General features: G+C 60.6%; 15 protein-coding genes and 7 pseudogenes. 13 read left to right on the top strand and 9 right to left on the bottom strand.

Annotation, left to right across the window (positions count from 1 at the left end):
* Positions 1-80 precede the first annotated feature (80 nt).
* From flhA to hypA, 6 genes and pseudogenes are all read right to left on the bottom strand, one after another.
* Positions 81-2,152 (bottom strand): annotated as a pseudogene (gene flhA / locus C1N69_RS17900) (formate hydrogenlyase transcriptional activator FlhA).
* 55 nt (positions 2,153-2,207) lie between these two features.
* A pseudogene (gene hypE / locus C1N69_RS17895) lies at positions 2,208-3,217 on the bottom strand (hydrogenase expression/formation protein HypE).
* Complete coding sequence (gene hypD / locus C1N69_RS17890) at positions 3,214-4,335, bottom strand: hydrogenase formation protein HypD (RefSeq protein ID WP_155031634.1); 1,122 nt, start codon at positions 4,333-4,335, stop codon at positions 3,214-3,216. The pseudogene hypE and the gene hypD overlap by 4 nt, the downstream one beginning before the upstream one ends.
* Positions 4,336-4,337: 2 nt before the next feature.
* Positions 4,338-4,610: a HypC/HybG/HupF family hydrogenase formation chaperone gene (locus tag C1N69_RS17885; RefSeq protein ID WP_025757089.1), complete on the bottom strand. Its 273-nt coding sequence runs from the start codon at positions 4,608-4,610 to the stop codon at positions 4,338-4,340.
* Positions 4,601-5,463: pseudogene (gene hypB / locus C1N69_RS17880) on the bottom strand (hydrogenase nickel incorporation protein HypB). Before hypB ends, C1N69_RS17885 begins: the two are co-directional and overlap by 10 nt.
* A gap of 2 nt (positions 5,464-5,465) precedes the next feature.
* A complete protein-coding gene (gene hypA / locus C1N69_RS17875) occupies positions 5,466-5,816 on the bottom strand; it encodes a hydrogenase maturation nickel metallochaperone HypA (protein WP_025757091.1) in 351 nt (116 codons plus the stop codon).
* 211 nt (positions 5,817-6,027) lie between these two features.
* Here hypA and hycA point away from each other — a divergent pair, with 211 nt between their 5' ends.
* The 9 genes and pseudogenes from hycA to hycI all read left to right on the top strand — a co-directional run bounded on the left by hycA (position 6,028) and on the right by hycI (position 13,799).
* Positions 6,028-6,492, top strand: coding sequence for a formate hydrogenlyase regulator HycA (hycA, locus tag C1N69_RS17870; RefSeq protein ID WP_025757092.1), 465 nt, complete (start codon positions 6,028-6,030; stop codon positions 6,490-6,492).
* 70 nt (positions 6,493-6,562) lie between these two features.
* A pseudogene (locus tag C1N69_RS17865) lies at positions 6,563-7,162 on the top strand (4Fe-4S dicluster domain-containing protein); the annotation flags it as partial.
* Positions 7,163-7,166: 4 nt separating this feature from the next.
* Positions 7,167-8,977, top strand: a pseudogene (gene hycC / locus C1N69_RS23080) (formate hydrogenlyase subunit 3).
* A 1-nt stretch (position 8,978) separates the two neighbouring features.
* Positions 8,979-9,902: a respiratory chain complex I subunit 1 family protein gene (locus C1N69_RS17855; protein ID WP_155031633.1), complete on the top strand. Its 924-nt coding sequence runs from the start codon at positions 8,979-8,981 to the stop codon at positions 9,900-9,902.
* A gap of 15 nt (positions 9,903-9,917) precedes the next feature.
* Positions 9,918-11,625: pseudogene (locus C1N69_RS17850) on the top strand (hydrogenase large subunit).
* Between the two features lie 9 nt (positions 11,626-11,634).
* Complete coding sequence (locus tag C1N69_RS17845; RefSeq protein ID WP_126800626.1) at positions 11,635-12,177, top strand: formate hydrogenlyase complex iron-sulfur subunit; 543 nt, start codon at positions 11,635-11,637, stop codon at positions 12,175-12,177.
* Positions 12,177-12,944, top strand: a complete 768-nt coding sequence (locus tag C1N69_RS17840) for an NADH-quinone oxidoreductase subunit B family protein (protein WP_095441276.1) — start codon at positions 12,177-12,179, stop codon at positions 12,942-12,944. The genes C1N69_RS17845 and C1N69_RS17840 overlap by 1 nt, the downstream gene beginning before the upstream one ends.
* Entirely contained in the window at positions 12,941-13,351 is a 411-nt protein-coding gene (locus C1N69_RS17835; protein ID WP_095441277.1) for a formate hydrogenlyase maturation HycH family protein, read from the top strand. The genes C1N69_RS17840 and C1N69_RS17835 overlap by 4 nt, the downstream gene beginning before the upstream one ends.
* Positions 13,344-13,799, top strand: a complete 456-nt coding sequence (gene hycI / locus C1N69_RS17830; RefSeq protein WP_155031632.1) for a hydrogenase maturation peptidase HycI — start codon at positions 13,344-13,346, stop codon at positions 13,797-13,799. The genes C1N69_RS17835 and hycI overlap by 8 nt, the downstream gene beginning before the upstream one ends.
* Before the next feature lie 81 nt (positions 13,800-13,880).
* On the opposite strand, the gene C1N69_RS17825 is transcribed toward hycI, so the two are convergent.
* Positions 13,881-15,305 (bottom strand): 6-phospho-beta-glucosidase, encoded by a 1,425-nt coding sequence (locus tag C1N69_RS17825; RefSeq protein WP_047959333.1) that lies wholly within the window; start codon positions 15,303-15,305, stop codon positions 13,881-13,883.
* A gap of 18 nt (positions 15,306-15,323) precedes the next feature.
* A pseudogene (gene ascF, locus C1N69_RS17820) lies at positions 15,324-16,774 on the bottom strand (PTS cellobiose/arbutin/salicin transporter subunit IIBC).
* Between the two features lie 214 nt (positions 16,775-16,988).
* On the opposite strand from ascF, the gene C1N69_RS17815 reads away from it, so the two are divergent.
* The 4 genes from C1N69_RS17815 to C1N69_RS17800 all read left to right on the top strand — a co-directional run bounded on the left by C1N69_RS17815 (position 16,989) and on the right by C1N69_RS17800 (position 21,929).
* Positions 16,989-18,002 carry a LacI family DNA-binding transcriptional regulator gene (locus C1N69_RS17815; protein ID WP_045286048.1) on the top strand — a complete coding sequence of 338 codons (1,014 nt, stop codon included), beginning with the start codon at positions 16,989-16,991 and terminating at the stop codon, positions 18,000-18,002.
* Between the two features lie 134 nt (positions 18,003-18,136).
* Positions 18,137-18,682: an electron transport protein HydN gene (gene hydN / locus C1N69_RS17810; protein ID WP_047959330.1), complete on the top strand. Its 546-nt coding sequence runs from the start codon at positions 18,137-18,139 to the stop codon at positions 18,680-18,682.
* 6 nt (positions 18,683-18,688) lie between these two features.
* The gene (hypF, locus tag C1N69_RS17805; protein ID WP_155031631.1) at positions 18,689-20,905 is read left to right on the top strand and encodes a carbamoyltransferase HypF; all 2,217 of its coding nucleotides are present in this window, start codon (positions 18,689-18,691) and stop codon (positions 20,903-20,905) included.
* Position 20,906: 1 nt separating this feature from the next.
* Positions 20,907-21,929, top strand: a complete 1,023-nt coding sequence (locus tag C1N69_RS17800) for a HoxN/HupN/NixA family nickel/cobalt transporter (protein WP_155031630.1) — start codon at positions 20,907-20,909, stop codon at positions 21,927-21,929.
* Here the strand turns inward: C1N69_RS17800 and C1N69_RS17795 are convergent.
* Positions 21,902-23,566, bottom strand: coding sequence for an SgrR family transcriptional regulator (locus C1N69_RS17795; RefSeq protein ID WP_155031629.1), 1,665 nt, complete (start codon positions 23,564-23,566; stop codon positions 21,902-21,904). The genes C1N69_RS17800 and C1N69_RS17795 overlap by 28 nt on opposite strands.
* Between the last annotated feature and the right edge of the window lie 67 nt (positions 23,567-23,633).

The raw sequence follows: 23,633 nt of genomic DNA, 5'->3' as shown, positions 1-23,633 counted from the left end.
GGAAACGATTTTGTGTCAATGAGGGACAATTGCGCAGGGTGACAAAAGGCGGTGTCAGAAAACACCGCCGGGATAAGGCGTTAGACCAGGCTCTCTTTATCGATCCCAAGACGCTTCATGCGCGACAGCAGGGTGGTGCGTTTTAACCCCAGGCGCTGGGCGGCACCTTTCGGTCCGGCGACCACGCCGTTGGTCTCTTTCAGTACGCGCATAATGAGCTGATATTCATCTTCTCCCTCTTTTGCCGTCTCGGCGGCGGGCGCGGTTACGTCAGGCAGCGTAACTTCAGGCAGTGAGAGTTGCAGCACGTTGCCGCGCGTCAGCAGCACCGCACGTTCGATGACGTTTTCCAGCTCGCGCACGTTGCCGGGCCATTCCATCGAGGAGAGGGTGCGTAACGTCTCTGCAGGAATACTGTCGATGTTGCGCCCCATCCGGCGGGCAATCTTCGCGGTAAACGCTTTAACCAGCAGAGGGATATCTTCCGGACGTTCGCGCAGCGGCGGCAGGCAAATCGGGAACACGTTCAGGCGATAGTAGAGATCGCTGCGAAACTCGCGTCGGCGACCATTTTTTTCAGGTCTCGGTTGGTGGCGGCAATCAGCCGCACGTCAGTCTGGATAAGCTTGTTGCTGCCCAGGCGCTCAAACTCCTGCTCCTGCAGGACGCGCAGCAGCTTTGGCTGTAGCTCCAGCGGCATATCGCCCACTTCGTCGAGGAACAGCGAGCTCTTGTCGGCCAGTTCAAAGCGGCCCAGACGCTGGCTGCTGGCCCCGGTGAACGCGCCGCGTTCGTGACCGAACAGATCGCTTTCCAGTAGCCCCGCCGGCATGGCGGCGCAGTTCATCTTCACCATCCGTCGGCTGTTGCGGTTACTCAGGTTGTGAATGGCGCGGGCTATCAGCTCTTTACCCGTGCCGGTTTCGCCCAGAATCAGCACCGTGCTGTCGCTTTGCGCCACCATCTCCACCTGCTTGAGCACGCTGTACATCGCATCGCTGCGCCCGATGATTTCACCAAACTCGCTGTCCACGTTGTTGAGCTGTTCGGTCAGGGCGAGGTTCTCATCCACCAGCCGCTCTTTCAGGCGATGAATCTCCTGATAGGCGAGGGCGTTATCCAGGGCGATGGAAATACGCTCGGCGATCTGACGCAGCAGCTTCAGGTTGGCGGTGGTAAATACTCCCTCCTCACACTGGGCCAGCTTTAGCACGCCGAGCATGGTGTCGCCGGACATCAGCGGCAGCAGGCACAGGGTCTGGATTTTGTTGCCCCAGGTGTTAAACAGCATTCGCTCGTAGGGTGCCACCGTATCCTGCTCGTTCAGGTTGAGCAGGAGGATCTCTTTGCTTTTAAAGACCCGCTCGGAAAGCGTACCGGCTTCGTCCACTTCACTCTGCTCATGGGCAGGGTTAGCCTCATCCAGATAGTGGGTGGAGTAGATGTTCAGCTTGCCCTTACGGTGCCCCCGCAGCGCAATACTGATGGCGTCGATTTTGAAATAGTGATGGATCTCTTTTGACACCTCGCTGACCAGCTCATCCATATCGAGTCTGGAGAGCACGGCGTTGGTGATGGCGACCAGAATACGAAAGTTGTCGCGCTCGCGGCTCAGCAGGTCGTAATCGACGTTATTGTTTACGCGGCTTTGGATCTGCTCCGCGACGACGGCCACAATCTGGGTGAAGGTATGCAGGCGCTCGTATTCCGCCTCGCTCCACGGCTGGTCGGTGGTGCGGATAAACTCGCAGCCGCCAAAAATCTGGCCCTCTGCCGCCAGCGGCAACATGCAGTAATGCCCGAAGGGCTGATACAGATTGCTTTCCGCCAGCCGCGGCCACGCCTGTCGGAACGCCTCAAAGTTGCAGTGCAGCGCTTCAGGCCGGGAGAGAATGCGGCGCACCGGGCCATGGGCCAGATACGTTTCATCCTCGTATTCAAACGTTTTGCCATTATCACGCGTTGCGTAGTAGCTCGCGCGATGCGTACCGCTATGCCAGAGCACAATCGCGGCGCTGTCGGCCAGCGCCGATTGCCTGACCAGACGCGTCAGGGCATCGCTCAGCGCGCCGAGATCGGGCTGCTGTAAAAGTGTGCGCGTGATGTCAAACAGCCCCTGCTGTCCAAGATCGCTCATCGGTGTATATGGCATAGTGCTTTCCAGTAGAAACGAGCAAAAATTCCACGCTGGCCGCTTATGGCGCGGCCTAGCAAATTCGGGGTAAGGGTTCCGCGTGCGGCAAATCCAGCGTCCGTTTCACGCCATACAGCCCGTCAGGCGCACCCCTTTGCGCTCAACCACTTCACCAATTATCGCCGCCTCGTGTCCAAACGGATGTGCCCGCAGCTGTTCCAGAACGGTGGGTGCAGAAGCGCGTTCAACGCCAATCACCAGCTTGCCTTCGTTGGCAAAGTTGAGCGGGTCAAGCCCCAGCAGCTCACACAGACCGCGAACGGCGGGCGTTACGGGCAGGCTGCGCTCGGTGAGTTCAATCCCGCATCCGCAGCTTGCCGCAAATTCATGGACCACGGCATTCACGCCGCCGCGCGTGGCGTCCCGGAGCGCTTTCACGCCGGGAACTGCACGCAGCGTCTGGATCAGCGGGGTCAACACCGCGCAGTCGCTGCGCAGTTCACCGTCCAGCCCCAGACCTTCGCGCAGGTTGAGGATGGTCGCTCCGTGGCAGCCCAGCGTGCCGGTCACGATCAGCACGTCGCCTGCGCTGAGGCGCTGCGCGCCCCAGTGAATATCGGCGGGGATCGCCCCGATGCCGGCGGTGTTGATAAACAGCTTGTCGGCCGCGCCGCGCTGCACCACTTTGGTATCGCCGGTGACGATAGTTATCCCTGCCTCGCGGGCGGTCTGCGCCATACTGTTGACCACCGCTGTGAGCGTCTCCATCGGTAACCCCTCTTCGAGGATAAACCCGCAGGAGAGGTAGCGTGGAATGGCACCGCTGACGGCAATGTCGTTCGCCGTGCCGCAGACAGCGAGCTTGCCGATATCGCCGCCCGGGAAGAACAGCGGGTCAATCACGTAGCTGTCGGTGGAGAACGCCAGCCTGTCGCCCTGCGCGGTGAGGGGCGCGAGGTCAATGCGCGCCTGGTCTTCCTGCTCGGCGAGCCAGGGATTGCTGAAGGCCTCCATAAACAGCCGGTTAATCAGCTGCTGCATCGCCTGTCCGCCGCTGCCGTGCGCCATTTCAACCGTCTTCATGCTTCACTCTCCTGGTTGCGATACTGATACCACGCGGCACACGCCCCTTCGGAGGAGACCATCAGCGCGCCAAACGCCGTTTGCGGGTTACAGGTGTTGCCGTATAGCGGGCAATGATGAGGCTTGCATTTACCGGTGAGCACCTCGCCGCAGCGGGCCCGCGGATCGTCGCAAACCTGCTGCGGCTGCGGGCGGAAATGCGCTTCGGCGTCGAACGCGCGATAGGCCGGCGTCAGGCGCACGCCGGATTCGGCAATCAGTCCCAGGCCACGCCATTCGCTGTCGCCTTCGACGCAAAACACGTCGGCTATTGCCTGCTGTGCCCGTTCATTTCCTGCATCCGGCACCACGCGGCGGTACTGGTTTTCCACGGTACTCAGGGCCGCTATTTTCTGCTCAACCAGCATGGTGACACCTTGCAGTAGATCAAGAGGTTCGAAACCAGCGACCACTAACGGACGATTGTACTGTTCAGCGATAAAACCGTAGGCATCTGTGCCAATCACCATGCTGACATGGCCTGGCGCCAGGAAGGCGTCAATCCCGTTTCCCGGCGCTTCCAGCAGGCTGCGTAGCGTGGGGATGAGCGTAATATGCTGGCAGAAGAAGAAAAAGTTATCGACGCTGCGCACTTTCGCCTGCTGCAGCGTAATGGCGGTGGCGGGCATGGTGGTTTCAAACCCCAGGCCAAAAAACACGACTTTGCGCGTGGGGTTATCCGCTGCCAGCATCAGGGCATCCATCGGCGAATAGACGATCCGGATGTCGGCTCCGCGTGCTTTTGCCTGCAGCAGCGAGCCGTTTTTCCCCGGAACGCGCATCGCGTCGCCAAAGGTGCAGAAAATGACGTCGGGCCGGCTGGCAATCTCGATACAGCTGTCGATGCGCCCCATCGGCAGCACGCAGACCGGACAGCCGGGGCCATGGATAAACTCGATGTTCTCCGGCAGCAGCTGGTCGAGGCCAAATTTGAAAATGGCGTGCGTATGTCCGCCGCACACCTCCATGATCCGCAGCGGGTTTTCCGCCGTGTAGTCCAGCAGCGCCGCACGCGTTTTCAGATGCCCGATAAGCTGTAGCACCTGCTCGGGTGCGCGGTATTCATCCACGTAACGCATGATTATCGCTCCTCGCCATACAGCAGCGCCCCCACGTCCGGCTCCACGTCGAACATGTTCTGCAGCGCCTCCAGCGTGTCGCGGGCTTCCGTTTCGTTAATCACGCTCATGGCGAACCCCACGTGGACCAGCACCCACTGGCCGAGACGCGAGACGCCGGTTTCATCGCTGCTGCCCACCAGCGTCAGGTCGACGTCGCGCAGGATGCCGCAGACCTCGACTTTGGCCTGATTACCGTCAATGGCATGAATCTGTCCCGGTACGCCTATGCACATCGTTCGTTCTCCAGCCAGTGTAGCCAGCTGTCCATGCCGTCGCCGCGGGTAGCGGAGACCAGCAGGATCTCAATATCCGGGTTCACCTCGCGGGCCCAGGACAGGCATTTATCCACGTCGAAGTTCAGGTACGGCAGCAGGTCGACTTTGTTGAGCAGCATGATGGAGGCGGCGGCAAACATATGCGGGTACTTCAGCGGCTTGTCTTCGCCTTCGGTCACCGAAAGCACCGCGACTTTGTGCCGTTCGCCCAGGTCGAAGCTCGCCGGGCAGACAAGGTTACCGACGTTTTCAATAAACAGGATGCCGTTATCTTCAAGCGGCAGGCGCGGGGCGGCGTTGGCGATCATCTGCGCATCGAGATGGCAGCCTTTGCCGGTATTCACCTGGATCGCCGGGGTGCCGGTTTCGCGAATGCGCGCCGCATCGTTAACGGTTTGCTGATCGCCTTCAATCACCGCACAGGAGACGCGCCCGTTCAGGCGGTTGAGCGTTTCCGTGAGCAGCGTGGTTTTGCCGGAGCCGGGGCTGGAGACCAGGTTCAGCACCAGCTGCCTGCGGGCGGCGAAGCGGGCACGGTTACGGTTGGCGATCTGGTTATTCTTGTCCAGGACGTTGATTTCCACCTCCAGCATCTGACGCTGGCTGATGCCCGGCGCGTGGGTACCCGCTTCGCCGTGGCCGTAGTGAAGATCGCCCGCATCGGATCGTTGCGGGGAGAAAGCGATCCCTGTCAATGCCGCAGAAGGGCGTGGGCAGGTGCAAAGGGCGCGGAGCGAAACGCGGAGTGGGGGTGATGTTCATCCCCTTCTATATACAGGTTGCCTTCGGCGCAACCGCAGGTACTACACATACTTACTCCTTCTCGATTTCGAGGCGTTGGATCTGCATGCCGTCATCCGCCACGATGCGAAGAAAGGTGCTCTGACACTGCGGACAGCGCTGTACCTTCGACGACAGCAGGGTGACGTACTGCTGACACTGCTCGCACCAGCACTCCGCCTGCTGCTCTTCAATATGCAGTTCGCAGCCTTCCGCCAGCGTGCCGCGGCACACCAGTTCAAAACAGAAGGTCAGGGCGCTGGTTTCGACGCAGGAAAACGCTCCGACCTTCAGCCAGACGCCGGTGACGCGTTTTGCGTGGTTTTGCACAGCCTGCTGTTCGATAAGTTCCAGAGCCCGCTGGCAGAGGGTAATTTCGTGCATGACGCCTCCTCAATGAATTGCGCCATTGAATGCAATAACAATGCCATCTTGATTTTTGTTAAGGCGTGTCGATGTCAACGCTGTCGAAATGACACGTCGACACCGCAAAATTGACAGCCAGTTTTTAATTAAAACTATTAAAAATCAGTTGGATAAAAACTGGCATGGAATCTGCTTAACAGCCGCTATCTCCATTAAACGGATACCTTTTATGACTATTTGGGAAATCAGCGAAAAAGCAGATTACATCGCGCAGCGTCATCAGCAGTTACAGGACCAGTGGCATCTTTACTGCAACTCTCTGGTTCAGGGCATCACCCTCTCGAAAGCGCGTCTTCACCATGCGATGAGCTGTGCGGCGCAGGGGGACATGCGCTTTGTCCTCTTCGGCCATTTCATCATCAATGTCACCCTGGCGGATAACTTCAACAGCCACACCATTGAGTACCACCTTGAGACAAAAGACGGCGAAAAACAGTGTATTGCGAAAGCACAGCTGATGGCCGACGGCATGGTGGACGGCCACGTCAGCAACCGCGATCGCCAGCAGGTGCTGGAGCACTATCTGGAAAAAATCGCCCCGGTTTATAACAGCCTGTACGCCGCAGTTGAACACGATCTCCCGGTCAACCTGAAGCAGCTGATGGACGGAAATGCCTCAGCGAACGTGGCCTGACCCCTGTGTGTCGAAAAGTGTCGACAAGACAGTTTTTCGTCAAAAATGACTATCACCAGAGGATGACCCGGTGAACCGTTTTGTAATTGCTGACTCGACGGTCTGCATTGGCTGTCGAACCTGTGAGGCGGCGTGTTCGGAAACGCATCGCCTGCATGGGCTGCAGTCCATGCCGCGCCTGCACGTCATGCGTAATGAAAAAGAGTCTGCCCCGCAGCTCTGCCATCACTGTGAAGATGCCCCTTGTGCGGGTGTCTGTCCCGTAAATGCCATCACCCGCGTGGACGGCGCTGTCCAGTTGAACGAAAGCCTGTGCGTAAGCTGCAAGCTGTGCGGCATTGCCTGCCCGTTCGGTGCCATTGAATTTTCCGGCAGCCGCCCGCTGCATATTCCGGCGAATGCTAACTCGCCAAAAGCCCCGCCCGCGCCGCCTGCTCCGGCACGCGTCAGCACGCTGCTGGACTGGGTGCCCGGCATCCGCGCCGTTGCGGTGAAGTGCGACCTGTGCAGCTTTGATGAACAAGGCCCGGCCTGCGTGCGCACCTGTCCAACCAACGCGTTGATTCTGGTTAACATTCGCGACATCGCCCGTACCCGCAAGCGTAAACGCGAGCTGACCATCAACAGCGATGTTGGCGACCTTTCTCTGCTACAGACGCTTAACGAGGGGCGAAATGAACGCGGCGATGATGATGACCAGCGCGGTAGCGTACTTTGCGGCCACCGCGGTTCTGGCGTGGCTTTTGTCATTCCATAAAACCCTGAGCGGCTGGGTCGCCGGGATTGGCGGAGCGGTCGGCAGCCTGATGACGCTGGTGGCAGGCGGGATGGTTCTGCTCGACGGACACACCGTGGACACGCTCATGCCGCTCATCCGTCACACCGTTGCGATCACGCCGCTGAACGCCATCTGGCTGGTGACGTTTGGCCTGTGCGGGCTGTTTATCAGCCTGTTCAATATCGACTGGCACCGCCATCAAAACACCAGGGCCAACGGCCTGCTGATTAATCTGCTGATGGCGACGGCGGTCTGCACCGTTACCGCCAGCAACCTCGGCGCGCTGGTGGTGATGGCGGAGATCATGGCGCTCTGCGGCGTCTTCCTGACGGGTGCAGCACCTCCGGCAAACTGTGGTTTGCGCTGGGACGCCTCGGGACGCTGCTGCTGGCGCTGGCCTGCTGGCGGGTGTGGCAACGCTTCGGCACGCTGGACTTCGCGGCGCTGAACGGTCAGCCGCTGGGCAGCGACGTCTGGCTGCTGGCGTGGTGGGCTTTGGCCTGCTGGCCGGGATCATCCCGCTGCACGGCTGGGTGCCGCAGGCGCACGCGAATGCCTCAGCGCCCGCCGCTGCGCTCTTTTCCACGGTCGTGATGAAAGTCGGGCTGTTCGGCATTCTGACGATCACCCTGACCGGTGGCCAGCCGCCGCTGTGGTGGGGCGTGGTGTTGCTTCTCGCCGGTATGGTTACCGCCTTTGTCGGTGGGCTGTACGCGCTGATGGAGCATAATATTCAGCGTCTTCTGGCGTATCACACCCTTGAAAATATCGGCATCATCCTGCTCGGTCTTGGCGCGGGCGTGACCGGTCTGGCGCTCAATCAACCGGCGCTGATTGCCGCCGGGTTTATCGGCGGTCTGTATCACCTCGTCAACCATAGCCTGTTCAAAAGCACCCTGTTCCTGGGGCGGGATGCGTCTGGTTCCGCACCGGTCATCGCGACATCGAAAAGCTCGGTGGCATTGGCAAAAAAATGCCGGTGATATCTCTCGCCATGCTGGTCGGGCTGATGGCGATGGCCGCGCTGCCGCCGTTGAACGGCTTTGCCGGGGAGTGGGTGATCTACCAGTCCTTCTTCGCGCTCGGCCAGAGCGAGGCGTTTATCGCCCGTCTGCTGGGGCCGCTGCTGGCGGTCGGGCTGGCGATTACCGGGGCGCTGGCAGTGATGTGCATGGCGAAAGTCTACGGCGTCACCTTCCTCGGCGCGCCGCGTACGCGTGAGGCGGAAAATGCCTGCTGCGCACCGGTACTGATGGGATAAGCGTGGTTGCGCTGGCGCTGTGCTGCATCGCGGGCGGCGTGGCCGCGCCGTGGCTGCTGCCGCTGCTGGGTAATGCCATTCCGCTGCCGCTGACCGTGGCGAATACCACCGTTTCCCAGCCAATGGTTGCGCTGCTGCTGATTGGCGCACCGCTGCTGCCACTCATCCTGATGCTGTTCTTCAAACGCGACCGACTGGTCTCCCGCTCGCGCGGGACTGCGTGGGCCTGCGGCTATGAACACGAACAGTCGATGGTGATTACCGCCCACGGTTTCGCCATGCCGGTGAAAGAGAACTTCGCCGCCGTGCTGAAGCTGCGCCACTGGCTGAACCCGGTGGCGTGGGTGCCGGGCTGGCAGAATGCCGCCGCGCCTGTGCTGTTCCGCCGTCTGGCGGTCATCGAGCTGGCGGTGCTGGTGGTGATTGTGATTTCACGAGGAGCCTGACATGAGTCTGTTACTGGCAATTCTTCAGGCGCTGGTGCTGTTCGCCGCTGCGCCGCTGCTTTCCGGGGTGAGCCGCGTGGCGCGCGCCCGGATGCACAACCGTCGCGGGCCTGGCGTGCTTCAGGAGTACCGCGATCTCTTCAAACTGCTCTCGCGTCAGAGCGTCGCCCCGGATGCCGCAGACTGGGTCTTCCGCCTGACGCCGTTTGTGATGGTGGGCGTGATGCTGACCATCGCCACCGCGCTGCCGGTGGTGACAGTGGGCTCGCTCCTGCCTGCGCTCGGGGATCTGATTACGCTGATCTACCTCTTCGCCATCGCCCGCTTCTTCTTCGCGATTGCGGGTCTCGACACCGGGAGCCCGTTTACCGGCATCGGTGCCAGCCGCGAGGCAATGCTCGGCGTGCTGGTTGAGCCGATCCTGCTGCTGGGACTGTGGGTCGCCGCGCAGGTCGCGGGTTCAACCCATATCAGCTTTATCACCCACACCGTTTACCACTGGCCGCTTGCCCGCTCCATTCCGCTGGTGCTGGCGCTCTGCGCCTGCGCGTTCGCCACGTTTATCGAGATGGGCAAGCTGCCGTTCGATCTGGCCGAAGCGGAGCAGGAACTGCAGGAAGGGCCGCTCACGGAATACAGCGGCTACGGCTTCGCGGTGCTGAAGTGGGGCATCAGCCTCAAACAGCTGGTGGTGCTGCAGATGTTTGTCGGCGTCTTCTTCCCGTGGGGACAGATGACGTATTTCTCCGCGGGCAGTCTGGTACTGGCCGTGGTGGTGGCCGCCCTCAAGCTGCTGGTCGGCGTGCTGGTGATTGCCCTGTTTGAAAACAGCATGGCGCGCCTGCGTTTTGTGGAAACGTCGCGCATCACCTGGGCCGGTTTTGGTTTTGCATTTTTAGCGTTCGTCTCCTTGCTGGTGGCGTGATTAAAGAGAGTTTTTATGTCTGAAGAAAAGAAAGGTCAGCAGTATCTCGCCGCGTTGCATCAGGCTTTCCCCGGCGTGGTGCTGGAGGAGTCCTGGCAAACCAAAGACCAGATAACCATCACCGTAAAAGTGAACTCTCTGCCGGAGGTGGTGGAGTTTCTCTATTACCAGCAGGCGGCTGGCTGTCGGTGCTGTTCGGTAACGACGAGCGTCAGCTGTGCGGCAATTACGCCGTGTACTACGTGATGTCGATGGAGCAGGGGGAGAAGTGCTGGCTCACCGTGCGCGTGGAAGTCGATCCAAATAAACCGGAATACCCGTCCGTCACCCCGCGCGTACCTGCCGCCGTCTGGGGCGAGCGCGAAGTGCGCGACATGTACGGCCTGGTGCCGGTCGGCCTGCCGGATGAGCGCCGCCTGGTGCTGCCGGACGACTGGCCGGATGAACTTTATCCCCTGCGCAAAGACAGCATGGACTACCGTCAGCGCCCGGCGCCGACCACCGACAGCGAAACCTACGAGTTTATCAACGAGCTGGGCAGCAAGAAGAACAACGTGGTGCCGATCGGCCCGCTGCACGTCACCTCCGATGAGCCGGGCCACTTCCGCCTGTTCGTTGACGGCGAAAACATTATCGACGCCGACTACCGCCTGTTCTACGTCCATCGCGGTATGGAAAAGCTGGCGGAAACCCGCATGGGCTACAACGAAGTCACGTTTCTTTCTGACCGCGTGTGCGGCATCTGCGGCTTCGCCCACAGTACCGCCTACACCACTTCGGTGGAGAACGGCATGGGGATTGTGGTGCCGGAGCGCGCGCAGATGATCCGCGCCATTCTGCTGGAGGTGGAACGCCTGCACTCCCACCTGCTGAACCTCGGCCTGGCCTGTCACTTCGTCGGCTTTGACTCCGGGTTTATGCAGTTCTTCCGCGTGCGTGAAGCGTCGATGAAGATGGCGGAGATCCTTACCGGGGCGCGTAAAACCTACGGCCTGAACCTGATCGGGGGATCCGTCGTGACCTGCTCAAAAACGACATGATCCAGACCCGCCAGCTGGCGCAGCAGATGCGCCGGGACGTGCAGGAGCTGGTGGATATGCTGCTCAGCACGCCCAATATCGAGCAGCGCACCGTGGGTATCGGCCGTCTTGACCCGGAAATTGCCCGCGATTTTAGCAACGTCGGCCCGATGGTGCGCGCCAGCGGCCACGCCCGCGATACCCGCGCCGATCACCCGTTCGTCGGCTACGGTCTGCTGCCGATGACTGTGCACAGCGAGCAGGGCTGCGACGTCATCTCCCGCCTGAAGGTGCGTATCAACGAGGTGTTTACCGCGCTGAATATGATCGACTTTGGGCTCGATAACCTGCCGGGCGGCCCGCTGATGGTGGAGGGGTTCACCTATATTCCGAACCGCTTCGCGTTGGGCTTTGCCGAAGCGCCGCGCGGGGACGACATCCACTGGAGCATGACCGGCGACAACCAGAAGCTCTACCGCTGGCGCTGTCGTGCGGCAACCTACGCCAACTGGCCAACCCTGCGCTACATGCTGCGCGGCAACACCGTTTCCGACGCGCCGCTGATCATCGGCAGCCTCGATCCATGCTACTCCTGCACCGACCGCATGACCGTGGTGGACGTGCGCAAGAAGAAAAGCCAGGTGGTGCCGTACAAAGAGCTTGAGCGCTACAGCATCGAGCGTAAGAACTCGCCGCTGAAATAAGGACTCGCCATGTTTACCTTTATCAAAAAAGTGATCAAAACCGGTGTGCAAACCAGCCGCTATCCGCTGGAGCCGATGCCGGTCGATAAAAACTTTCGCGGCAAGCCGGAGCATAACCCGCAGCAGTGCATCGGCTGTGCGGCCTGCGTCAACGCCTGTCCCTCGAATGCCTTAACGGTGGAAACGGATCTTCAAACCGGCGAGCTGGCCTGGCAGTTCAACCTCGGGCGCTGCATCTTCTGCGGCCGCTGCGAAGAGGTCTGCCCGACGGTCGCCATTCGTCTGTCGCAGGAATACGAGCTGGCGGTATGGAAGAAAGAAGATTTCCTTCAGCAGTCGCGCTTTGACCTGTGCCACTGCCGCGTCTGCAGGCGTCCGTTCGCCGTGCAAAAAGAGATCGACTACGCCATCGCGCTGCTGCAGCACAACGGTGACGCCCGCGCGGAGCATCATCGGGAAAGCTTTGAAACCTGTCCGGACTGTAAGCGGCAGAAATGCCTGCTGCCGTCCGACCGCATTGATATTACCCGCCATATGAGAGAGGCCAGCTGATGGACAATTTACTCGGCCCGCGCGACGCGAACGGCATCCCGGTGCCAATGACGGTGGACGAATCTATCGGCCTGATGAAGGCGTCGCTGCTGAAAAAAATCAAACGCTCGGCCTACGTCTACCGCGTGGACTGCGGCGGCTGCAACGGCTGCGAGATTGAGATCTTCGCCACCCTGTCACCGCTGTTTGACGCCGAGCGTTTCGGCATCAAAGTGGTGCCTTCTCCGCGTCATGCGGACATCCTGCTGTTTACCGGGGCGGTGACCCGCGCCATGCGCTCGCCGGCGCTGCGGGCCTGGCAGTCCGCGCCGGATCCGAAAATCTGCATCTCGTACGGGGCCTGCGGCAACAGCGGCGGTATCTTCCATGACCTCTACTGTGTGTGGGGCGGTACCGACAAAATCGTGCCGGTGGATGTCTACATTCCGGGCTGCCCGCCGACGCCTGCCGCAACGCTGTATGGCTTTGCGATGGCGCTTGGCCTGCTGGAGCAGAAAATCCACGCCCGCGAGCCGGGCGAGATCGACAACCAGCCTGCGGCCATTCTGCACCCGGACATGGTGCAGCCGCTGCGGGTGAAGGTCGACCGCACGGCGCGCAGGCTGGCGGGCTATCGCTATGGCCGCCAGATTGCCGACGATTATCTGCGCCTGCTGAGCCAGGGCGAGCATCAGGTCGCACGCTGGCTGGAGGCGGAAAACGATCCGCGCCTCAATGAGATTGTGGCGAACCTGAACAGTATCGTCGATGAGGCGCGTATCCGATGAGTGAAACGGTGGTGTTCAGCCAGCTGAGCCGTAAGTTTATTGATGAGAACGATGCCACGCCGGATGCGGCGCAGCAGGTGGTCTATTACAGCCTGGCGATTGGGCATCACCTCGGGGTGATTGACTGCCTGGAGGCCGCACTGAGCTGCCCGTGGCCGGAATACCTGGCGTGGATTGCCACGCTGGAGGAGGGCAGTACGGCGCGGCGCAAAATGGAAGGCGTGCCGAAGTACGGCGAGATCGTGATCGATATTAACCACATTGCCATGCTCGCCAACGCCTTTGACGCGGCGCTCGGCAGACAAACCCCGGAGCAGCAGGCGTGGAGCAAAACGCTGCTCGGTATGCTGCATGATATTCATCAGGAGAGCGCCATCTATCTGATGGTGAGGAGATTACGTGACTGACGTTTTACTGTGTGTCGGCAACAGCATGATGGGCGACGACGGCGCGGGCCCGCTGCTGGCGGAGATGTGCGCCGCGAACCCGCAGGGCAACTGGGTGGTGATAGACGGCGGCAGCGCGCCGGAAAACGACGTGGTCGCCATTCGCGAGCTGCGCCCGGAGAGACTGTTAATCGTCGATTCCACCGATATGGGTCTTAACCCCGGCGAGATCCGCCTGATTGACCCGGACGATATCGCAGAGATGTTTATGATGACCACCCACAATATGCCGCTGAATTACCTGGTGGATCAGATCAAGGACGACGTGGGGAAGGTACTATTTCTGGGCATTCAGCCGGACATTGTCGGGTTCTATTACCCGATGACGCCGCCAGTGAAAGAGGCGGTGAGCGTGGTGTATTCACGGCTTGCCGGGTGGGTGGGGGACGGAGGATTTTCCCGGCTCTGAACAGCGCCCGGTAGCGCTACGCTTACCGGGCCTACGGTTTTGTAGGCCGGGTAAGGCGAAGCCGCCACCCGGCAAAACATGCTACGCCAGATCCGCCCCGTTGCTCGCAATCACCTTCTTATACCACCAGAACGATTTTTTGCGCTTTCTGTCCAGCGTGCCGTTGCCGGCATCGTCGCGGTCGACGTAAACAAACCCGTAGCGCTTGCTCATCTCCCCCGTTGAGGCCGACACCAGGTCAATGCAGCCCCAGGTGGTGTAACCCATCAGCGGCACGCCGTCCTCAATCGCGTCGCCCATCGCGCGGATATGCTCGCGCAGATAGCTGATGCGGTAGTCGTCGTTAATCTCGCCGTTTTCATCAATGACGTCTTTCGCTCCGAGGCCGTTTTCCACCAGGAACAGCGGCTTCTGGTAGCGGTCGTACATCATGTTCATGGTGATGCGCAGGCCGAGCGGGTCGATGCCCCAGCCCCATTCGCTCACCTCAATGTGCGGGTTGCGCAGGGATTTCACGATGTTCGCCGCGCTGGTGTTGCCCGCGTTCATGTCTGCCGACGCGCAGCGCGAGGCGTAATAGCTGAACGAGACAAAATCGACGGTGTTTTTCAGCAGTTCGTCATCGCCCGGATCTTTAACAATCACCACCCCTTTTTCGCGGAACACGCGGGCAGAGTAGGCCGGATAGCGGCCGCGCGCCTGCACGTCGATAAAGAACAGGTTCTCGCGGTCTTTCTCCAGCGCCATCCACACGTCTTCCGGCTTGCAGGAGTAAGGGTAGAAGTTTCCACCCGCCAGCATGCAGCCGACCTGGTTTTCCGGGTTCACCTCATGGGCGATTTTGGTCGCCAGCGCGCTTGCCACCAGCTCGTGGTGCGCGGCCTGGTATTTCACCTGGTCTTCGTTTTCACCTTCTTCAAACACCAGCCCCGCACCGGAGAACGGGCTGTGCAGCATAATGTTGATTTCGTTGAAGGTCAGCCAGTATTTCACCAGCCCGTTAAACTCTTCAAAGCAGGTGCGGGCGTAGCGGGCGAAGAAATCTACCATTTTGCGGTTACGCCAGGATCCGTACTCCGTTACCAGGTGCATCGGCACGTCGAAGTGGCAGAGGGTCACCAGCGGCTCGATGTTGTACTTTTTGCACTCTTCAAACACCGCGCGGTAGAAGGCAATGCCCTCTTTATTGGGCAGCGGTTCGTCGCCGTTCGGGTAGAGGCGGCTCCAGGCAATCGAGGTGCGGAACACCGTAAAGCCCATCTCCGCCATCAGGGCGATGTCTTCTTTATAGCGATGGTAAAAATCAATCGCCTCGTGGCTCGGGTAGAACTCGTCGTCACGCAGCGAAAAACGCTTTTCCTTACCGAGCTTTACCGCCAGGCGATTCGCGCCGTGGGGGATCATATCGACCGTGGTCAGTCCCTTGCCGCCTTCACGGTAAGCCCCTTCACTCTGGTTGGCGGCAAGCGCGCCGCCCCATAAAAATCCTTGTGGAAAAACAGACATTCTTACCTCGCTTTCAATTTATGCTTTTGCTGCGTTGTTCGGTACCGGTGCGCTCTGCAGGGCACGCGCTTTTTCGGCGTCGTCTTCGACCGGGATATCCTCAAACCCTAAAAGCAGGGTCAGAACAAACGACAGGACCACTGCCAGACCCATCACGCCAAACACCCAGACGACGGTCATCGGGTTTGCCGGGTCAAAGAACTGCACGCTGGTAAACAGCCCCGGCGCGGCCATTGAGTGGCTGGCAAGCCCGGCGATACCGGCCACCGCGCCGCAGATAAAGCCGCTTATCAGGCTGGCAATCAGCGGGCGTTTCAGACGGATCGCGACGCCGTACAGGGCCGGTTCAGAGATCCCGCCATAATGGCAGAGGCTGCCGCCGCCAGCGCCGTCTGGCGCAGTTCCGGGTTTTTAGTTTTCCACGCCACTGCCAGCGACGAACCACCGAGCGACAGATTGGCGCCGATCTCTGACGGCATGACCATCCCTTCTTTGCCCGTTTCGGCAATGGTCTGGATGATGGTTGGGGTAAACACGCGGTGCATCCCGGTCATTACCAGCAGCGGCCACAATGCGCCCATGATCGCCACGGAGAGCCAGCCCAGGTAGCCGTGAATGGTGTAGACCAGCGCGGAGATGGCGCTACCGATCCAGATCCCCAGCGGGCCAATCAGCACGATGGCGAGCGGGGCGGCAATCAGCACGATCAGCATCGGCTTCAGGAAGTTTTTCGTTACCGCCGGGGTGATGCGATCCACCCAGCGTTCGATGTACGACAGGCACCAGGTCATCACCAGCGCCGGGATAACGGTGTAGGTGTATTTCACCGCAGTGACCGGAATAAAGGCGAACTCAACGTGCTCGCCATGCGCGGCTTTGGCCATCAGCTCGATAAAGCTCGGGTGGACCAGCACGCCGGCAATGGCAATCGCCAGCGACATGTTGGTCTTGAATTTCACCGCCGCCGAGGCCGCCACCATCAGCGGCAGGAAGAAGAACGCGCCGTCGCCGATGACGGTCAAAATGGTGAGCGTCGGCGCGCCTTTTGGCAGTACGCCGGTCATCTCAAGGATCATCGCCAGCAGTTTAACCATCGAACCGCCGATGATCGCCGGGATCAGTGGGGACATGGTGCCGATCAGCGCGTCGAGGATCCCGGCGCCAATGCGGCGCAACGTCAACTTCTGCGGCCCTTCCGGCACCTCGGGCTGCAGGTTCGTCGGCAGCAGGCTCACCACCTCGCGATACGCCTGAGAGACGGTATTGCCAATGATCACCTGGCACTGGTTGTCGTTGCGCACGACGCCGAGCACGCCGCTGATGCTTTTCAGGCGCGCCGCGTCGATAAGGCTTTCGTCTTTCAGGACGAAACGCAGACGCGTCATGCAGTGGGTGAGGGCGACGATGTTCTCTTTGCCGCCCAGCGCGCTGACCACGTCGTTCGCCAGCGCTGCGTAATTTTTGGCCATCGGATGAGATCCTGTTATCGTTGTGAGAAATGTAGGAAACCGGTTCCACATAATCATCATGAGTTTTTATGGATGAAACAAGATCGCTTTTTGACCATATTTTCGTTTCGTGATGCAGATCCCAATGACGTGCTGAAAGCGTGATTTTGCCGCTGCGACAATTTTTCCGCAGTGCAGTACACTGCGGTCCATCAGATTCAGACGGAATAACAACATGACCACGATGCTTGAAGTGGCGAAGCGGGCAGGCGTTTCGAAGGCCACGGTGTCCCGGGTGCTGTCGGGAAATGGCTACGTCAGCCAGGAGACCAAAGACCGGGTGTTTCAGGCCATTGAAGAGAGCGGCTATCGCCCGAATTTACTGGCGCGCAACCTGGCGACCAAACGTACCCAAACGCTGGGGCTGGTGGTGACCAACACCTTGTATCACGGCGTCTACTTCAGCGAACTGCTGTTTCACGCCGCGCGCATGACGGAAGAAAAAGGGCGGCAGCTGATCCTCGCCGACGGCAAGCACAGCGCTGATGAGGAGCGCGAAGCGATCCAGTATCTGCTCGATATGCGCTGCGACGCGGTGATTATCTATCCGCGTTTCCTGAGCGTGGAAGAGATGGATGAGATCGTCGAGAAGTGCGAGCAGCCCATTATGGTGCTCAACCGCCGCCTGCGGAAAAACAGCAGCCACTGCGTCTGGTCCGATCATAAAGCCTCGAGCCAGGATGCGGTGGCGCAGCTGATTGCGAAAGGGCACCGGGAGATTGCGTTTATCACCGGCTCGCTGGACTCCCCCACCGGGGTTGAGCGTCTCTCAGGCTATAAGGACGCCCTGGCGCAGCACGGCATTCCGCTGCGCGAAGGGCTGATTGCGCAGGGGAAGTGGAACCCGGCCAGCGGCGCGGCGGCGGTGGCTGAACTGCTTGCGCGCGGAGAACGCTTTACCGCGCTGGTGGCGAGTAATGACGATATGGCAATCGGTGCCATGAAGCAGTTGCACGACAGCGGCGTTGCGACACCGGAGGCGGTGTCGGTGATCGGTTTCGACGATGTGGCGATAGCCCCTTACATCGTGCCGTCGCTCTCCAGCGTGCGAATCCCGGTGACGGAGATGATTAAAGAGACCATCAGCCGCCTGATCTTCATGCTCGACGGCGGTGAGTTTAAATATCAGCAAACCTTCTCCGGTGAGCTGGTCCTGCGTGACTCGGTTATTGACGGCCCGCACCGCTGATGTCGACAGCTGTCATCGTCACAAATGACGATGACAGCCCCGGTGTCGATTATAAAATTGCGATAAATCAAAGCTTTAATAATTGGCACGGTTTATGAATATCTCCGCGCATAACTGTAATGCTGGAGAAGCAGATGAACCGTTTTATTATGGCCGATGCCAGTAAGTGTATTGGTTGCCGTACCTGCGAAGTGGCGTGCGTGGTTTCCCATCAGGCGGATCAGGATTGCGCGTCGCTCACCCCTGAGACGTTTTTACCGCGCATCCACGTCATTAAAGGCGTGAATATTTCCACCGCCGCTATCTGCCGTCAGTGCGAAGATGCGCCGTGCGCCAACGTCTGCCCGAACGGGGCGATCACGCGTGAAAAAGGGTTTGTGCATGTGATGCAGGAGCGCTGTATTGGCTGCAAAACCTGCGTCGTTGCCTGCCCGTATGGCGCGATGGAAGTGGTGGTTCGTCCGGTCGTGCGTAACAGCGGCATGGGACTGAACGTGCGGGCGGAGAAAGCCGAAGCCAATAAATGTGACCTCTGCTACCACCGCGAAGCCGGCCCGGCCTGTATGGAAGCCTGCCCGACCCACGCGCTGGTCTGCGTGGATCGCGATAAGCTTGAGCAGATGAGCGCCGAGAAGCGCCGCCGCGCGGCGTTCGACACGTCGTCATCGCTGTTGTTCTGAGTCGTTATGAGCGGTAACGGCATCCAGCTGCGGGTGCGTGGCAAGGTGCAGGGCGTGGGGTTCCGTCCCTTCGTCTGGCAGCTTGCGCAGGCGCTGCAGTTGACCGGCGATGTCTGTAACGACGGAGAGGGCGTGCTGGTGCGCCTCGCGGGTAATGGGGGGCATTTCACCGCGAGGCTGCGCCAGGACTGCCCGCCGCTGGCACGCATCGACAGTATCGACACGCAGCCCTTCACCTGGACGCATGTGCCGGAGGCGTTCACCATCCGCCACAGCGCGGGTGGGACGATGGACACCCAGATTGTACCGGATGCTGCCACGTGTCCCGCCTGTCTGGCGGAGATGAACGATCCGCACGAGCGCCGTTACCGCTACCCGTTTATCAACTGTACCCACTGCGGCCCGCGTTTCACCATTATTCGCGCCATGCCCTATGACCGTCCGGCCACGGCAATGGCGCCATTCCCGCTCTGCCCGCCGTGTGAGGCGGAGTATCGCCATCCCGCGGACCGACGTTTTCACGCCCAGCCGGTCGCCTGCCCGGACTGTGGTCCCGCGCTTGAGTGGCGGGCAGGCGACGTTACTGCTGCCCGTGAGGCTGCGCTGCGCGCGGCGGTGCAGATGCTGAAAAATGGCGGTATTGTCGCCATCAAAGGTCTGGGGGGCTTTCACCTCGCCTGTGATGCACTCAACCCGCGGGCGGTGGCGAGGCTGCGGGCACGCAAACAGCGGCCAGCAAAACCGCTGGCAGTGATGATCCCGAACGCGGATGGGTTACCTGAGCCGGTTCAGACGTTGTTATGTTCGCCCGCCGCACCCATCGTGCTCACGCCAACAGCATGGCTGCCCGCCTTCCCGGAAGGTATCGCGCCGGGTCTGGACACCGTGGGCATCATGCTTCCTGCGAACCCGCTGCAGCATCTTCTGATGATGGACTGCCAGCGCCCGCTGGTGATGACCTCCGGCAATCTCAGCGGCAGACCGCCTGCCCTCACCAACCAGCAGGCACTGGATGAGCTCAGCGACATCGCGGACGGCTTCCTGCTGCATAACCGTGACATCCTGCAACGGATGGACGATTCAGTGATGGATCGGGACGGTGTGATGCTGCGCCGCGCGCGTGGTTTTGTGCCGGATGCCATCACGCTACCTGCCGGGTTCGAAAATATTCCCGCCATGATATGCACCGGGGCGGATATGAAAAACACCTTCTGCCTGGTGCGCGGAAACCAGGCGGTGCTGAGTCAGCATTTTGGCGATCTCAGTGACGACGGTGTGGAAGCGCAATGGCGTTCAGCGCTGTCGGTGATGCAGGGCATTTACGCCTTTCAGCCGGAGCGCGTCGTGTGCGATGCCCATCCGGGATACCGCGCTCGCCAGTGGGCGCAAGCGCAGGCATTGCCTCTTGAAAATGTGCATCACCATCACGCCCACGCGGCGGCGTGCCTGGCCGAAAACGACTGGCCGCTCGATGGCGGAGACGCTATCGCCCTGACGCTGGACGGGATCGGCATGGGTGAAAACGGTGAGCTGTGGGGCGGAGAGTGCCTGCGGGTGAACTATCTTACCTGCGAACGTCTGGGGGGGCTGCCTGCTGTGGCGCTACCGGGGGGCGATCTCGCAGCCCGGCAGCCGTGGCGAAATCTCCTCGCCCACTGTCTGGCGTTTGTCCCTGACTGGCAGCACTACCCGGAAACGCGTGCGGTGCAACGCCAGAACTGGCCGTTGCTGGCGAAGGCTATCCAGCGTGGCATCAATGCGCCGCGGGCGTCGTCGTGCGGTCGCCTGTTTGATGCCATCGCCTGTGCGCTGGGTATCGAAACCCAATCCTGGGAAGGGGAAGCCGCCTGTCGGCTCGAAGCCCTGGCGTCGCAGTGCGAAGGCGCTGTGCATCCGGTTACGCTATCGGTGGATAATCTTTCCCTCTTCTGGCAGCAATGGCTGGCGTGGCAGGCGGAACCCAGCGCGCGCGCCTGGGCGTTTCACGACGCGCTGGCAAAAGGGCTGGCGGAGCTCGCCGCGTTTCATGCCCGACGCTTGTCGCTGACCACGGTGTGTTTCAGCGGCGGCGTGTTGCATAACCGTCTGCTGCGCGCGCGCCTGCGTCATTATCTTTCTGACTTTACGCTTCTTTTTCCTTCGCGCCTGCCCGCAGGTGACGGAGCGATCTCCTTCGGGCAGGCGGTGGTCGCCGCTGCCCGGTCATGTTCACAAAGGATTTAAAATGTTACGACTCTTACGCAATGAACCTCGCGCCGCGCTTCTGCTGCTGGCTCTGGTAATGGCAAACCTGATGGCCTGGGGATGGGCATGGCACACCTTTAGCGACAGCACGGCGCTGATGGCGGCAAGCCTGCTGGCCTGGTGCTACGGACTGCGTCATGCGGTGGATGCCGACCACATTGCGGCCATCGATACCGTGACGCGTAAGATGATGCAGCAGGGGAAACGCCCGTCCGGCGTCGGGGCCTGGTTCTCGCTGGGGCACTCTACCATTGTGGTGCTGGCCTCGATTGCCATTGCCGCGACCGCCACGGCGTTTCAGAAGAATATGGCGTGGTTTCACGAGACCGGCAGCCTGATTGGCACGGCGGTGTCGGCGACCTTCCTGCTGGCAATGGCGCTGGTGAATATGGTGATCCTGCGCGGCGTGTGGCGCAGTTTCCAGGCGCTGAAAAACGGCAAGCCTGTGCAGGGGGAGATTGCGCTTCCGGCGCAGGGCGGGGTGATGAACTGGCTGTTCGGCGCGACGTTCCGCCTGGTCAACAAAAGCTGGCAGATGTACCTGGTCGGTTTTCTGTTTGGCCTGGGGTTTGATACCGCCACCGAGATTGGCGTGCTGGGTATTTCTGCCGCCAGCGCCTCAAACGGCATGTCGGTGTGGTCCATCATGGTCTTCCCGGCACTCTTCGCCAGCGGCATGGCGCTGGTGGATACTCTCGACAATTTGCTGATGGTGGGGGCTTACGGCTGGGCGTTTAACAAGCCACAGCGCAAGCTTTACTACAACATGACCATCACCGGCACCTCCGTGGTGGTGGCGCTGTTTATCGGCGGGCTGGAAGCGCTGGGTCTGCTGATGGACAAATTCGCCCTCAGCGGCGGCGTCTGGGATGTGATTGGCGCGGTGAACGATAACCTGGGCAACGCCGGGTTTGTGGTCGTCGGGTTGTTTGTCGCCTGCTGGCTGATCTCGATGGTCAACTACCGCTGGCGCGGCTACGACGCGCTGGTGGTACGTTCCTGAGCTGGCGGCAGCCAGGCGCGGGTAAAATCGAGCCAGCCGCTGGCGGTCAGCACAATGTCCTGCACGTTTTCCAGGGTATTAAGACGATAGCGGTAGTGGAACAGCGGCGTGCAGGCGCCGCTTTCAAGTAAGGACTGGAAGAAAGACGGCAGCGCTGTTTGCAGGCTCTCCTCGCTTTCGCAATAGCGCATCAGGGTCTGCTTCGCTTTTTGCCACGGACCCTGCCCCAGGGCGGTGGCCCAGGCAGGCTCTTCAGTAAACCACTCTGCCAGCGCAAAGACCGGCAATTCCCCCGCCAGATAATCCCCCAGTAAGATATCCGCCTTCGTCAGCGCGTCGGGGACATGCCACGCCTCACGATCTTTCCTGTGGATGATCAGCTCGCAGCCGCGCTTTTTCAGGCGTGTTTGCAGCATACTGGCAAGCTCGCACAGCTCAGGCGTGTGATAGCAAACCAGCGACAGGGTGGCGGGAAGCGTCACGTCGGACGCTTCCGGAAATACGGGGGTCGTGATGCCGGGAAGAATTTCAGTGCGGGTGTCGACATCATCCCGGTGGATGTTCTGCTGATTAATCTGCTGAATTTCCTGACGCAGCCAGGCCGCCAGCGGCTGCGGCAACCCGACGTTGAGCATCAGCCAGGCAAAGCCACTGCTGATGGAGGTGACAGACTCCCGGGCGTTTTCGCCTTTCCCTACGGTGATCCAGGCAGTTTTTTCCGTCTCGCTGCGGGTTCGCCAGAACTCGATCGCATGCAGCAGCGGGTGCGCCGCAAAGTACCACGGCTGGCGCTCAAGGCGCAGGTAGTGCGAATGATGATGGGCGATAGCAAAGGGACCTGCGCCAATACCCGGCTGTTGCGGATGCGGCAGGCGACAGGCGTGATGCGCCAGACGATGGGCCAGCAAGGCATCGGGTGCGGTGAGTGCGATCTCCAGACACCAGGGGGCGACAAGCGATACCTGAGTAACGTGCGCGAGCCCTGCGCTGCGGGCCGGGTCGGCCAGCAGCTGGTGCAGTGCGCTGAGAATATCTTCATCACTGATGGCCTGCCCGTTATGCCAGTGCGCGCCGCTGCGCAGGTAGAAGCGCCAGCGCAGTTTGTCATCATCAATTTCCCAGTGGTGGGCTAAATCCGCTACCGGCTGCGGGTGGCCGGGCGCGTAGCGCGTCAGCCCCGCGTGAACCGCGCAGATAATATGCTGTTCAGCACGGCGGCGCTGAAGAGACGGATCAAGCGACGTGAGGGCGCGGTACCAGGGTATGCGCAGCGTCGGCTGATGTTTTAGCCATTTTCCGCCTAAAAACGGGGTGATGATGTGATGCAGGCTGGCCGGATCACCGTCTGCCAGCTGCAGCGCGCTCTGGTAATCCCCTTTCTCCAGACAGGCGTGCATCAGCGGCGCACTCAGTTCGCTGGTGGTCGTCAGGCAATGCAGGATGGCCCGATGCCCGCGTCCCGGCTGGGCGTTCCAGCTTAGCCAGCCGCTCTGCGCGAGCTGGCGCAGCAGGGTGCGCGCGTGGCGTTCGCTGCACACTGCCACCTCCGCCACTTCCGCGATGGTGGTCGGCTTTGGCGCAGCACCATAATGCTGATAAAGCCGTTGATACTGACGGATTTTCTGAAGCTGGCGCATAGCGACATTCCGGTGACGATAAGGGATGTTGAGAGTGTAGGGTGTTTTGCGGAATAAATAAGGTCTG

The sequence above is a fragment of the Enterobacter sichuanensis genome (genome assembly GCF_009036245.1).
Classification (GTDB): Bacteria; Pseudomonadota; Gammaproteobacteria; order Enterobacterales; family Enterobacteriaceae; genus Enterobacter; species Enterobacter sichuanensis.
Note: the sequence above shows the minus strand (reverse complement) of the source record. Positions and strands in the feature narration are given on the sequence as shown.